The following is a 12,167-nucleotide window of genomic DNA, read 5'->3' as shown; positions in this document are numbered from 1 at the left end:
GAACCCGCCGGAGACCCCATGAAGATCGTGCTCGCCTACTCCGGAGGCCTGGACACCTCCGTGGCACTGCACTGGCTCAAGGAACGCTACGACGCCGAGATCATCGCCTTCTGCGCGGACATCGGCCAGCTCGAATCCCTCGACACCGTCAAGGAGCGCGCGCTGCGCACCGGCGCGTCGAAGGTGTACGTCGAGCCGCTGGCCGACCGGTTCCTGGCCGACTTCGCGCTGCCCGCCCTCCAGGCCCACGCCCGCTACGAGAACAAGTACCTGGTCGCCGCCCCGCTGTCGCGGCCCCTGATCGCCCAGCGCATGGTGGAGATCGCGCACGCCGAGGGCGCAGACGCGGTGGCGCACGGAGCCACCGGCAAGGGCAACGACCAGGTGCGGTTCCACACCAGCGTCACCGCGCTCGACCCCCACCTGAAGGTACTCGCCCCGGTGATCGACTGGGAGCTGACCACGCGCGAGAGCGAGCTGGCGTACGCCCGCGAGCACGGCATCGAGGTGTCGGTCAGCAAGGAGAACCCGTACAGCATCGACACCAACATCTGGGGCACCAGCATCGAGTGCGGTGAGCTCGACGACATCACCCAGCCGCCGCCGGCCCACGCCTGGCAGCTCACCGCGGACCCCAAGTCCGCTCCGGAGAACGCCGAGCAGGTCACCATCGGCTTCGAGGGCGGCGTCCCGGTCGCCCTGGACGGCGAGAAGCTCGGCCTGACCGAACTGGTGTCGTGGCTCGGCTCGCTGGCCGCCCGGCACGGCGTCGGCCGGATCGACATCGTCGAGAGCCGCGTCGTGGGCTTCAAGACGCGCGGTATCTACGAGGCGCCCGCCGCGACGGTGCTGATGGCCGCGCACGAGGAGCTGGAGGCGATCGTCCTCGACCGCGAGACCCTCCACCACAAGCAGCAACTGGCCCTGCGCTACGCCGAACTCGCCTACTACGGCTACTGGTTCTCCGACCTTCGCCGGGCCCTGGACGGCTTCGTCGCCACGCTCCAGCCGCAGGTGACCGGCGAGATCACCATGGAGCTCCACAAGGGCTCCTGCACCGTGGTCAGCCGTCGTTCGCCCAACTCCCGATACAGCGGTGCCCTGGCCACCTACGAGGCCGGCGACACCTTCGACCACAAGGCGGGCGCGGGGTTCGCCTACGTATGGTCGCTGCCGCTGACCCGGCCGTGACCGGAAAGGAACCGGTGAAACACATGCGCATCGTCTTCATGGGCTACCAGACCTGGGGGCACCGGGTCCTCGAGGCCCTGCTGAACTCCGAGCACGAAGTGCCGCTCGTCATCACCCACCCGACGAGCGACCACGTCTACGAGACCATCTGGAACGACTCGGTCGTCGACCTGGCGCGCGCGCACGGCGTCCCTGTGCTGGAACGCAAGTACGCCAACGACGACGAGGTGGCCGACCGTCTCCGGGAGCTCGCCCCCGACCTGCTGGTCTCCTCCGACTGGCGCTCCTGGGTCGCGCCGCGCATCTACGACCTGGCCAAGTACGGGGCGATCAACGTGCACGACGCGCTGCTGCCCCGTTACGGCGGCTTCGCCCCGCTCAACTGGGCGCTGGTCAACGGCGAGTCGGAGGTCGGCGTCACCGCCCACTTCATGAACGAGGACTTCGACCTCGGCGACATCGTGGTGCAGAAGCGGGTCGCCGTGGAGGACAAGGACACCGTCACGGACCTGTTCCACAAGACGGTGGAGCTGTTCGTCCCCGTGACCCTGGAGGCCATCGACCTCATCGGGTCGGGCCGCACCGAGTGGACCAAGCAGGATCCCACCGAGGCGACCTTCTTCCACAAGCGTTCGGTCGAGGACAGCAGGATCGACTGGACCTGGTCCGCCCAGGACATCAGCAACCTGGCCCGCGCCCAGGTCGACCCGTACCCCAACGCGTTCGCCTACTTCAAGGGGCAGCGGGTTCGGATTCTGTCCGCCTCGGTCTCCCGGGCCCGGCTGGGCGGCACCGTCGGCCGGGTGTTCCGGCCCGAGGGCGAGGGCGTGGCCGTGGTGTGCGGGCCCGACGCGCGCCGGGGGACGGAGCGGGGTCTGGTCATCGAGCGGCTCCGGACGGACGACGGCACGGAGTACCGCGGGATCGACTTCTTCACCACCATGGGGGGGTACCTGACGCGCCATCCGTAAGGGACGGATGGCTCTCGTCTCTCCTTCGGGCGGCTCCCCTGCGGAGCCGCCCTCCCGTCGTCCCTGTCCTGCCCCCACAAGGAGTTGTTCCCGGTGCATCTGTTCCTGGCCCTCGCCTCGGCGATGGTGCTCGGCTCCGCCGACTTCGTCGGCGGTCTGGCGACCAAGCGCGCCAGCGCCTTCGTGATCGTCCTCTGGTCGAACACCGCCGGACTGCTGACGGCACTCGCGTTCGCCGGCGCTCTCTCACGCGGCGGCACCAGCTGGTCGGAGGCGGCCTGGGGCGGGCTGGCCGGACTGTGCGGCAGCCTCGGCGCCATGCTGCTGTACCACGCGCTGGCCAACGGCGTGATGAGCCTGGTCGCGCCTACCACAGCCGCCGCGGCGGCCGCGCTCCCAGTGATCGCCGGGGTGCTGCTGGGCGACCGGCTCACCGCCCTGGCCGTGGTCGGCGTGGTGTGCGCGCTCGCCTCGGTGCTGCTGGTGTCCCTGAACGGCGAGAGCTCCGCCGAGTCCGCCGACCGCCGCAAGGCACTGCGCACGCTGGGCATCGCGCTGCTGGCCGGCGCGGGCTTCGGCCTGTTCTTCGTCTTCCTGGCCCGCACGCCGAGCGACTCCAGCCTGTGGCCGCTGGTGTGGGCCCGCTGTGCCTCACTGACCCTGCTGCTGGGCCTCGGCCTGGCGCGGCGCACCCCGCTGCGGCTGTCCGGGCGGCCGCGGCAGCTGGCCCTGCTGTCCGGGGCGCTCGACATGGGGTCGAGCGTCCTCTACCTCGTGGCCGTCCGGGACGGCAGCCTCGCCGTCGTCGGACTGCTCGCGTCGCTCTACCCCATCAGCACGGTGCTGCTGGCCCGCTTCGTGCTGGGGGAACGCATCCGCGGTATCCAGCATGCCGGGGTGCTCCTGGCGGTGGGCAGCGTCCTGCTGCTCGCCTGGAGCTGAGCGCCTCCGGTCCGTCCCCACCCGACTCGACCCGACCCGTGACTTCCTCCGTCACTCCCTGGAGCCCGTATGCCCGCCACCGATCCGATAGCCCCGCAGACGAGCACCGTGTACGCGCCCGCCACCGTGTGTCGTCCGCTCACTGCGGCGGCCGACGACGGCACCGTGTCGCTGGACGCACGCGCACGCCAGTACGCCAGGTCGCTGCCGGGCCCGTTCCGTTATGAACTCAAGGGCGTGACCTTCGCATTGCCGTCCCCGTACACGCTGTCCCTCACCCAATGGCGGCGGTTCCACGACGGCTCGGACGCTCTCGCGGCCTTCCAGGCCGTGCTGGGCGAGCCGAAGGCCCGGGAGATGACCGCTGCCGGCTTCACGCTCGGCGACCTGGCGGTGATCGTGGCGGAATGGGAGCACCGCAGCGGTGTCCGGCGCTGATCCCTCCCACGGGACCTTCGTCTGCGAGCGCAGCGGACCGACGGCGGTCGTGATGTTCGCGGACCGGCATCACGGAAACGCCATGAGCAGTCGGCGTATGCGTGAACTGCAGAGCCTCCTGGGCGAGTTGGCGGCGGACGACTCCGTCCGGTCGGTGGTACTGCGCGCGCAGGAGGGCAAGTCCTTCGCGGTGGGATGCGACTTCCGCGAGATGATCGACCTCACGGCCGGTGCGGAGACCGACGCCTGGACGGATGCCATCGCCGATCTGTGCGTCGTCTGCCTGGAGATGCCCAAACCGACCGTCGCCGCACTCGACGGCCATGTCATCGGCATCGGCCTGATGCTCGCCCTCGCCTGTGACTACCGCCTCGGATCGGAGAGCTGCTCGCTGCGGATGCCGCACTTCGAGCTGGGCCTCGCGTGCACCTTCGGCGGCTACCTCCTGGAACGCACCGTCGGGCGCCACGTGATGCAGAACATGCTGATGTCCGGCGAGCCCTGGTCGCCCGAGTCGTCCCTGGCCGACGGGCTGCTGCACGAGATCGTGCCGGACGGCGACCTCGCCCGCACGGCGCTCAAGCGCGCGCTGCACTTCGCCGCGTACGACCTCCCGGCGTTCGCCGCCACCAAGTACACCCTGAGCCTGCCCCACACCCAGCAGCTACGCGCCATGCAACACAGCACCCGCCTACGCAACCGAGCCGACTTCGCCACCGACCTGCCACGCCGACGGATGCGCCGAATCCTCAACCGCGAGTAACACCCCGCCCACCCCCGCGAAACCCCGGAAGCTCACCCGGGCCCAGACCCCGGACCACCATCGCCAACGGATGTCCACGCGACCGGTCACACCTCGGGCGCGCCCACGCACCAGCGCACGCGCCGCACCCTCGACCGTGCGTGACACCCCACCCCATCCGGACCACGCCCACCCAGCCCCGAACACACCCCACGAGGAGTCCCGATGCCCGCCCGAGTCCAGGACCCGGATCACCGCCTGCCGACGGGTGTCCAGGCGGTCGATCGTGCCGTGGACCTGCCCCGCAGGGGTTGGGACGCCCTGGCCGGCCCCGGTGACCTCTTCCTGACTTGTCGCTGGCTGGACGTGGCCGAGGCGACCGCGGGTGTGCCCATGCGGTATCTGTGGACCGAACGGGACGGACAACCGGTCGCGGCGCTGGCGACCGCCCTGGCCACCGCGTCGGTGCCCTGGATGCTGGGCCGCCCGGACGCCGTTCTGCGGGGCAGCGCGGAGGCCGGGCTGCCGGGGGCGGCCGAGTTCCTGACGGACCTCGGGGACGATCCGACGTCCGTGCTCCTGCCCGCGCTGCTGGCCGGCGGCCGGCACATCGGCAACACCCGGATCCTGTACGGCCCTTCCGCCACCGAGCACGATCTGGCGCCGCTCGTCGAGGCCGCGGAGTCACAGGCGTACGGCATGGGCGCGGCCGGGCTGTGCTTCCTGTACCTGGGCGAGGCGGCGGAATCCGACCGGCAGTTGGGCGCGCTGCTGGCCGCGCGCGGATACGAGAGCTTCGTCTCGGGCCACTACAGCGTGCTGCGGGTGCCGAAGGACGGATACGAGGGCTATCTGGCCACGCTGCCCCGCAAGCGCCGGGTGTCCGTGGCCGCGGAACGCCGCCGGGTCCGGGCCGCCGACGTCCGTACGGCCCTGGAGCCCCTGGCCGACGCGGACCTCGTCCGCTTCGCCGCCCTGGAGGCCGAACTCCTCGGGAAATACGGCATCACGTGGGCGCCGGACCAGTCGCTGCCGGTGCTGCGCCAGACCCGCGACGCCTTCGGCGACGACGCGTTCGCGGCGGTGGCCCGCGCGGACGGGGACATCTGCGGCTTCGCCCTGATCCTGCGCCACGGCGACCACTGGTACGCCCGCCAGACCGGATACGACTACGCCTACCAGCGGCGTACGGGACTGCCGTTGTACTTCGAGCTGCTGTACTACCGGCTCGTCGAGGAGGCCGCCGCGGCCGGCGTGTCGGTCATCCACTACGGCCTGGGCAGCACGGACACCAAGCGGTCCCGGGGGTGTACGGCTACGGAGCAGCGCTGCCACGTCCTGCGCCCGGGCGGTCGCGCATGACCCCGCCCACCACCTCGGCACCGGACGTGGGCGCGCCCGCCGGGTTCCTGCCGCGCGGGCGCGGCGTGGTGTGGTTCGGCGCATCCGGGTTCGTCAACGCGCTGGGCACCGGGTTCTTCTATCCCTTCTCCCTGCTGTTCTTCACCTCGCTGTCCGGCCTGTCCCTCAGGGCGGTGGGCGTGGCCCTGACCATCACGACGCTCCTGGCGCTGCCGGGGCTGTTCGTGGTCGGCCGGCTCGCCGACCGGTGCGGCCCCCGGACCGTCCTCGTCGCGGCATCCGCCGTCCGGGCCCTGGCCCTCGTCGCGTTCGTCTCCGTACCGGGGGTGTGGCCCCTCGTCCTGGGCGGTACGGCCCTCGCCCTCGGCAACCGCGCCGAGCAGGTGGCCACTCCGCTGCTCGCGGCCCGGCTGGCTCACGAGGAGCAGCGCAGCCGGTGGCTCGCCCTGTCACGGGTTACGTTCAACGGGGGCATGGGGGCCGGGGCGCTGCTCGCCGCGGTGTTCGTCGTGGACACCGCCTCCGGATTCGTGGTGCTCGGCCTGGTGAACGCGGCCAGCTTCGTCATGACCGCCGTCCTGTGCCTGGGCCTGCCCACCACACCGCCCGGCGCCCCGGCCGAAGGCGCACGGCCCGCGCACGCCCGGATCCGGCCTTGGAAGCACCGTGCCTTCGTGCGGGTCGCCTCCGCGAACGCCCTGCTGTGGGCGGCCGCGCTGGCCATGGAGAGCGCGCTGCCGGTGTTCGTCCTGCGGGAACTGGCGCTGCCGTCCTGGACGGTGGGCGTGCTGTTCGCCGTCAACACCGCGCTTCTCACCGCGCTGCCACTGCCGCTCAGCCGCCTGCTGGACCGGCTGCGCCCCGGTCATGTCCTCGCCGTCGGCGGGCTCTGTTACGTCGTGCTCTTCGCCGCCGCGGCCCTGGCGAGGACCGTCTCCCCGACCGTGGCCCTCGTCGTCCTCACCGCGGGCATGACGGTGTACACCATCGGGGAGCTGGCGGTGTCGCAGGCGTCCCTGGTGCTGCTGACCGGCCTGCCGCCGGACGAGGAGCGCGGCACCTATCTGGCCTCCAACCAGGTCCTCGTCGGCATCGCCACCGCGCTCGCCCCACTGCTGGCGACAAGCCTGCCGGGCGTGCGGTCCGCGGCCCTGTGGTGGGCGTTGGCGGGATGGAGCCTGGCCGCCGGCCTGCTCGCCCGCGGCATCGACCTGCCGCGGCCCGGGCCCACGCCGGAAGCGAAAGGCCGTGTGTCATGAGCCGACCGTCGGAGTGGGCCATGAGCACCGGCCCTCAGGCCTTGCGCCCCGACCCCGCAGTACGCGTCTACCACCGCCACCGCGGCATCACTCGGCCCCTGTGTGTCGGGCCACCAGTCGGGCACCTGAACGATGTCCGGGTCCACCAGGCCGAGACCGCCAGGTAGGCGGCGATCTCGCCGATGCTGCTCACGTGGTTATGGCACGGCGCCGCTCGCGTCGTACGCCTCCGCCGCGGCAGTCATGCCCTCGCTCGTGGCCGTGCTGTCGCTGACGACGAGGTGGCAGCCCGAGGGGAGGCCGGCCAGGAGGCGCCGGACTCGCCGTCCGGTCGATCTAGGGTCCGTCTTCACCTCGGATGTCGCAGCGGTCGGCTCTTCGGCGCCGGGCGCTCCGGCACAGCAATGTGGAACAGCTTGAGCAAGTCGGCGGTGACGACCCGGTAGATGTTCCCCAGCCACAGGACCGCGCACGAATACCGGCCGCGCTCGGCGAGGTCGTACCACCGTGATCCGGCTGAAGGACAGCGCACGGTTCGCCATCTCCAGGCCAATGTCGAAGTCGGCGAAGCCCCGCGAGAAGTCCTGCGCCGGAGCCGCCGCTCGCGATCTGCCACGGCCGTTTGAGCCGCATCCCCTCCCGGGCTTGTAAGCGCTCCACCGACAGGAAAAGATTCGCCAACGACTTTTATTGCGAGCGGCAGAGCGTCGACGGAGGGGTAGTCATGGCGAAACAGGAGCGGGCTTCGCGCACTCATGAGCGGTTCTTGGACGCGTCGGCCGACGAGTTCTCGCGCCATGGCTACGCGGGCGCCAATCTCCAGCGCATCGCGGGCCATGTCGGCATGACCAAAGGCGCGTTGTACGCCCACTTCCCCTCCAAGGAGGCCCTCGCCGCCGTGTTCACCTCGGCGTTCCACCGGGTGGGGCAGGAACTGCTTCAAGAGATCGGTGAGGGTGACCCACCGCTCGCGAACCTGCGCCGCGTCACGGACGGTTTCGTACGCCGGATGCAGTCGGACCTCCGGTTCCGCGCCGGGACCCGTCTCGCGTTCGAGGAGGGCTGTACCCACGGACGCCCGCCCACTGTCATCAGCGATCTGTCGGCCACCCTCACCCGGCTCGTCGGCGACGCCCAGGAGAGGCGGGAGCTGACCACCCGGCAGTGCCCGGAGCTGATCAGCTCACTGGTCGTGGCCCTGATTTTCGGGCTGTACTACACCGCGCCGACGACCGGGCCCGGCGACGGCACCGAGCAGGTCTCCCAGTTCTGGCAGTTGCTGTCTCCGAGCGACACGGAGTGCGGCACATGACCGCCGAACGACGGCGGCCGACGTCCGGCGCTCGGCCGGCTCAGAGCGGCCCGCCGCCCAGCAGGACACGCGCGTGGGGTATCTGCGCCAGCAGGTCCGGGCTGCCGCCGACGACGACGGGGTGTCCTACCTCGGTGAGCATCGGCAGGTCCGAGGCATGGTCTCCGTATCCGTAGCAGTCGGACAGGCTGATGTCCGGGTAGCCCGCGGCCAGGTCGTGCACGGCTCTTCGTTTCCCCTCCCCGATGCGGGGCTCGCCGACGACAGCTCCGGTGAGGACGCCGTCCCGCACCTCGGGGCGGGTGCAGAGCACATGACGGGCGCCGACATCGGCCGCGACGGGGTCCACCACCGCGGGCAGGGAACCCGACACCAGCACGACATGGTCCCCGGCGTTCCGGTGCTCGCGCAGCGCTGCGCGGACGGCGGGCACATAGAAGCCCGGCGTGCCGCTCCTCCCGCGGAACCATCTGGCGCCCCAGTCCGTCACCGCGTCCAGACGTTCGCCCCGCCATGCCTCGTAGTAGGCCCGGTTCCCCACCTCCCGCGGGGAGCCCGCGGCCACCAGGGCGGCGATACGATGCCGTGTCCCCGCCGCGTGGCGGGCTCCCTCGGCTCCGTGCCGCCCGGCGAAGTAGAAGTCCAGGAAGTCGAACAGGCTCTTGCCGCTGAGCAGGGTCTCGTCGACGTCGCTGAACACCAGCCGTCGGGGTGCCGGCCCAGGTGTGTCAGGCATCGCCGCCCCCGTGGGCTTCGAGGGAGCGGGCGTAGGCCTCGGCGGCCGGCTCCAGGCGCAGTGCGCCGTGGGAAGCAACGGTCAGGACATCCGACCAGTGCCGGTGCAACTCGCCTTCCGCGTCACGCAGATGTGCCCCGCCAGTGCGGAAGAGCCGATCGACCGCGGTGGCCAGCCAGTCCACCGCGAGGGTGGCGTCCCGCCGGTTGACCGCTGTCGCCGCCTCGGTGATCGCCCCGACGTCCGCCCTGTCCGCCGCCGTACACAACATCAGCTCGGCCGCCTCGATCTCCGCGGCCGAGCGGGCGAGGCGCTCCTGCACCGACGCGCGGTCCAAGGGCCGTACACCACCGGGCGCGGCCGTCCGGGCCCAGCGGTTCCAGACGGTGAGGGCCCGGCGGGCGGCGCCCGCCGCGGGGGCGCAGAACATGAGCCCGCCCGCGAGATGGGCGGGCGCGGCGTGGCACCGGGGCGCGTCTCCCCCGCCGTCGCCGGCGAGCAGTACGGCAAGGGGGACGCTGCGGCTGTCGGGCACCACGGTCGCGTCGAGGACGACGGTGTTGCTGCCGGTGGCGCGCAGCCCCGTGGCGTTCCAGGTGTCATGCACGGTCACACGCCTTCTCGGGACAGCGAAGACCCGCACCGGGCGGCCCGGTTCATCGGCTTCCGGCGCGGCGAGCAGCATCCACTGGGCGTGGTCGACGCCGCTGGTCAGATCCCACTCTCCCTGGAGAAGCCACCCTCTGGACACCCTGGACGCGCTTCCCGACGGTGGCATGAGGGCGGCGGCGATCCGGACGTCGGGGCCCTCACCCCAGATCTCCTTCTGGCCCTCCTCCGGCAGCAGCGCCGCGAACCGCCCGTGTGCCGCCCACAGGACGGCACACCACGCGGCGGAGGCACATCCCTCCCCCACCCCGGCGGCCGCTCGGAACACCTCGGCGAACGTCCCCTCGTCACCACCCCATCGCCGTGGGACGAAATGCCGCGCGAAGCCCGCGTTCGCCACGGCGGCGACCGTCCCGTCCGTCAGCCGCCGATCCCGCTGCGCCGCGCGGGCGTCACGACGTGCCGTATCCGCCGCCCGTCTCACCGCATGGGCGTCGAGCCCCTCGGACGGTCCGCTCGGCGTGGCTCGAACTCGTCGTATATCGGCGTCAGTCACGGCGTCCGTCCCTCGATCGGCCCCGCAGAGGCTGTTGAGTGCGCCGCCGACGCAAAGACGCCACGGCCCTTCGATTTTCCGCCATGCTCCAGTAGGATTCCTTCCCGACGGTATGTAAGTGGTTCGCCGACCATGCCCGAGGCAGCAACGAGGAGGCGGGGCATGGAGTGTTGTTGCGTGCCCGTGCGAGAGGGCGGCGTCCGCTCTCACGAACTAGGGCACCGTAAGCCCGACAGGCCGCTCTGCCGCCGTGGCGAGCCGCACCGGAGCCCAGACCGAAGCGCAGCTCGCGACCACGGTGTCGCCTTGGAGCGCGTCGAGGTGCAGCCGACGCTCGGCCCGTACGTCCACGGCCGTCGGATCTGCGGCCGTCGCCTTCTCGCGTACGACGAGTCGGGTGGGTACGTCGAGTTCCGCGAAGGCCAGACAGTCGACGGCCGCCGACACAAGCGTGAGCGCGGGGCTGCCGGGCCGCGATGTGGGCGAGTGCGTCATCAGGTGCCCCAGCTGACGGAAACCCTCCAGGAGCACCATCAGCGGCAGATGATCGGTGGGGTGGTCGAACAGGATGGCGTGATCGAGGTTCGGCCGCAGCAGCCACTCGCCGGCCGCCGAACCGCGCGCCAGCACACTGTCCTTGTCCCGCAGCCGACCCACCAGGCCCGGATCCAGCCGTGCGTACGGCTCCTCGGCCGCGACGGGCACGGACTCCGCCCGGCCGGTCCGCCCGCGGATGATGCGATAGCTGCGCTCGTCGAGCGCCACCACCCGCAGGCTGCCGCGGCCGCAGCGACGGCCCCCGACAGTCAGCGCGACCTCCAGCCGCGCGCCGTACCGGCGGGGCGGGCGGCGGTCGGTCCACTGCCAGCGTGCCTCCAACTCCACCGGCATCGGCCGGCCGCCCACGCACAGAGCGCCCGGGTCGGTGATCTCGAAGTCCATGTCGTACCCCACGAACCGGTGGCCGAGCGGGACTTCGTAGTGCCAGTGGGCGACGTAGACGAGCGCCTGTCTGATCGTCTCGGCGAACAGCAGGGGGTCGCTTCTGCGCTGGGCGTCGGGGTGGTAGAGCGCGTGGTCACGGGGCCACTGGCTGCCGACCAGGAAGTGGTCCTCGCCGAGCACCACCGCGTCGGTGACGAAGACCTCTGCCACGGCGGCCCGGTGCACGAGCCGACGGGCCACGGTCCGCTCGAAGTCGAGTCCCGGATCCGCACGGACGGGGTGGTCGGGATTCTCTCTCCGAAGCCGGCCCTGATACATCGTCTCTCCCCCTAGAACTCGGGGCAGGCCGACACAGCCTGTCCCCAGAACACCAAATATACCTTCGAGAAGGTTTCCTCAAAAGAGTGTAAAGGGATCACGATGGAAATGGCCGATGAAGCCTTCGGCGTTCAACTCCCGCCGCACAGCAGGGCGCTCAAGCAGGAGCGCGCGGTACGGTCGAGGAAGGTCATCCTCACGGCCGCCGCCCAGGCGTTCGCCGCCAAGGGCTATCCAGCGGTGACCATCCTGGACGTGGCCGAGGCGGCCGGGATGACCAAGGGCGCCGTTTACTTCCACTACGAGAACAAGGACGCCCTTGCGCTCGCTGTGACCGAGCAGTTCTACGGCCGGATCGGGGAGATCGCCGAGACCGTGGAGGAGTTGGCTCTCCCTCCGCTCGGCTCCGTCGCCGAACTGCTGCTCCGCACGGCGACGGCGTTCCGGGACGAGACGGTCATCCAGGCCGGAGCACGGCTGCAACTGGAACGGCAGATGATCGGCGTCCGGCTCCCGCTGCCGTACGAGGCGTACACCCGGCTGATCGCCTCGTGGCTGGCAAGGGACCGGGAAGCGGGCACGGGGGACGACCTGCCGGCGCCCGAGACCCTCGCCACCGTCCTGGTCTCCGCCTTCTTCGGCGCCCAGCACATCTCGTGGGTGCTCGACGATCGGGCGGACCTGGTGGAGCGCACCACCGACCTGGTACGGACGATCATTCCGTCGGCGGAGAAGGACATGGGCCGATGTCCCTCCGCGCCCCGACCCAGGTGAGGAACAGGAAGA

12 protein-coding genes and 1 pseudogene are annotated in these 12,167 nt (G+C 71.2%); 9 read left to right on the top strand and 4 right to left on the bottom strand.

Annotation, left to right across the window (positions count from 1 at the left end):
- Positions 1-18: 18 nt before the first annotated feature.
- The 7 genes from AQJ91_RS33980 (at position 19) to AQJ91_RS33950 (ending at position 6,905) form a co-directional block, all read left to right on the top strand.
- Positions 19-1,191: an argininosuccinate synthase gene (locus tag AQJ91_RS33980; protein WP_067029291.1), complete on the top strand. Its 1,173-nt coding sequence runs from the start codon at positions 19-21 to the stop codon at positions 1,189-1,191.
- A gap of 23 nt (positions 1,192-1,214) precedes the next feature.
- Positions 1,215-2,162: a methionyl-tRNA formyltransferase gene (locus tag AQJ91_RS33975; RefSeq protein ID WP_067029289.1), complete on the top strand. Its 948-nt coding sequence runs from the start codon at positions 1,215-1,217 to the stop codon at positions 2,160-2,162.
- 93 nt (positions 2,163-2,255) lie between these two features.
- On the top strand, positions 2,256-3,104 hold the full coding sequence (locus AQJ91_RS33970) for a DMT family transporter (RefSeq protein WP_107122607.1): 849 nt from the start codon (positions 2,256-2,258) through the stop codon (positions 3,102-3,104).
- A gap of 69 nt (positions 3,105-3,173) precedes the next feature.
- Positions 3,174-3,542, top strand: a complete 369-nt coding sequence (locus tag AQJ91_RS33965) for a hypothetical protein (RefSeq protein ID WP_067029287.1) — start codon at positions 3,174-3,176, stop codon at positions 3,540-3,542.
- A gap of 52 nt (positions 3,543-3,594) precedes the next feature.
- Positions 3,595-4,305 (top strand): enoyl-CoA hydratase/isomerase family protein, encoded by a 711-nt coding sequence (locus AQJ91_RS33960; protein ID WP_267891266.1) that lies wholly within the window; start codon positions 3,595-3,597, stop codon positions 4,303-4,305.
- A 204-nt stretch (positions 4,306-4,509) separates the two neighbouring features.
- Positions 4,510-5,646: a GNAT family N-acetyltransferase gene (locus AQJ91_RS33955; protein WP_067029285.1), complete on the top strand. Its 1,137-nt coding sequence runs from the start codon at positions 4,510-4,512 to the stop codon at positions 5,644-5,646.
- Positions 5,643-6,905: an MFS transporter gene (locus tag AQJ91_RS33950; protein ID WP_067029283.1), complete on the top strand. Its 1,263-nt coding sequence runs from the start codon at positions 5,643-5,645 to the stop codon at positions 6,903-6,905. Before AQJ91_RS33955 ends, AQJ91_RS33950 begins: the two co-directional genes overlap by 4 nt.
- A gap of 47 nt (positions 6,906-6,952) precedes the next feature.
- Here AQJ91_RS33950 and AQJ91_RS58470 read toward each other — a convergent pair.
- A pseudogene (locus AQJ91_RS58470) lies at positions 6,953-7,225 on the bottom strand (SAM-dependent methyltransferase); the annotation flags it as partial.
- A gap of 404 nt (positions 7,226-7,629) precedes the next feature.
- On the opposite strand from AQJ91_RS58470, the gene AQJ91_RS33945 reads away from it, so the two are divergent.
- Entirely contained in the window at positions 7,630-8,217 is a 588-nt protein-coding gene (locus AQJ91_RS33945) for a TetR/AcrR family transcriptional regulator (protein WP_079085409.1), read from the top strand.
- Between the two features lie 40 nt (positions 8,218-8,257).
- Here AQJ91_RS33945 and AQJ91_RS33940 read toward each other — a convergent pair whose 3' ends face one another.
- The 3 genes from AQJ91_RS33940 to AQJ91_RS33930 all read right to left on the bottom strand — a co-directional run bounded on the left by AQJ91_RS33940 (position 8,258) and on the right by AQJ91_RS33930 (position 11,381).
- Positions 8,258-8,953, bottom strand: a complete 696-nt coding sequence (locus tag AQJ91_RS33940; protein WP_067029279.1) for an HAD family hydrolase — start codon at positions 8,951-8,953, stop codon at positions 8,258-8,260.
- Positions 8,946-10,118 carry an acyl-CoA dehydrogenase family protein gene (locus AQJ91_RS33935; RefSeq protein ID WP_234383206.1) on the bottom strand — a complete coding sequence of 391 codons (1,173 nt, stop codon included), beginning with the start codon at positions 10,116-10,118 and terminating at the stop codon, positions 8,946-8,948. The genes AQJ91_RS33940 and AQJ91_RS33935 overlap by 8 nt, the downstream gene beginning before the upstream one ends.
- Positions 10,119-10,331: 213 nt before the next feature.
- Positions 10,332-11,381 carry a ScbA/BarX family gamma-butyrolactone biosynthesis protein gene (locus AQJ91_RS33930; RefSeq protein ID WP_079085408.1) on the bottom strand — a complete coding sequence of 350 codons (1,050 nt, stop codon included), beginning with the start codon at positions 11,379-11,381 and terminating at the stop codon, positions 10,332-10,334.
- 108 nt (positions 11,382-11,489) lie between these two features.
- On the opposite strand from AQJ91_RS33930, the gene AQJ91_RS33925 reads away from it, so the two are divergent.
- On the top strand, positions 11,490-12,155 hold the full coding sequence (locus tag AQJ91_RS33925) for a ScbR family autoregulator-binding transcription factor (RefSeq protein WP_199848089.1): 666 nt from the start codon (positions 11,490-11,492) through the stop codon (positions 12,153-12,155).
- Positions 12,156-12,167 lie beyond the last annotated feature (12 nt).

The sequence above is a fragment of the Streptomyces dysideae genome, from assembly GCF_001514305.1.
Lineage (GTDB): Bacteria > Actinomycetota > Actinomycetes > Streptomycetales > Streptomycetaceae > Streptomyces > Streptomyces dysideae.
The sequence above is the reverse complement of the archived record's forward strand: the minus strand, read 5'-3'. Positions and strand labels throughout refer to the sequence as shown.

Excerpts from the sequence above, each read along its gene's own strand:
- AQJ91_RS33980 (WP_067029291.1), top strand. The coding sequence starts at position 19 with ATGAAGATCGTGCTCGCCTACTCCGGAGGCCTGGACACCTCCGTGGCA.
- AQJ91_RS33975 (WP_067029289.1), top strand. The coding sequence starts at position 1,215 with ATGCGCATCGTCTTCATGGGCTACCAGACCTGGGGGCACCGGGTCCTC.
- AQJ91_RS33965 (WP_067029287.1), top strand. The coding sequence starts at position 3,174 with ATGCCCGCCACCGATCCGATAGCCCCGCAGACGAGCACCGTGTACGCG.
- AQJ91_RS33960 (WP_267891266.1), top strand. The coding sequence starts at position 3,595 with ATGTTCGCGGACCGGCATCACGGAAACGCCATGAGCAGTCGGCGTATG.
- AQJ91_RS33955 (WP_067029285.1), top strand. The coding sequence starts at position 4,510 with ATGCCCGCCCGAGTCCAGGACCCGGATCACCGCCTGCCGACGGGTGTC.
- AQJ91_RS33950 (WP_067029283.1), top strand. The coding sequence starts at position 5,643 with ATGACCCCGCCCACCACCTCGGCACCGGACGTGGGCGCGCCCGCCGGG.
- AQJ91_RS33945 (WP_079085409.1), top strand. The coding sequence starts at position 7,630 with ATGGCGAAACAGGAGCGGGCTTCGCGCACTCATGAGCGGTTCTTGGAC.
- AQJ91_RS33940 (WP_067029279.1), bottom strand. The coding sequence starts at position 8,953 with ATGCCTGACACACCTGGGCCGGCACCCCGACGGCTGGTGTTCAGCGAC.
- AQJ91_RS33930 (WP_079085408.1), bottom strand. The coding sequence starts at position 11,381 with ATGTATCAGGGCCGGCTTCGGAGAGAGAATCCCGACCACCCCGTCCGT.
- AQJ91_RS33925 (WP_199848089.1), top strand. The coding sequence starts at position 11,490 with ATGGCCGATGAAGCCTTCGGCGTTCAACTCCCGCCGCACAGCAGGGCG.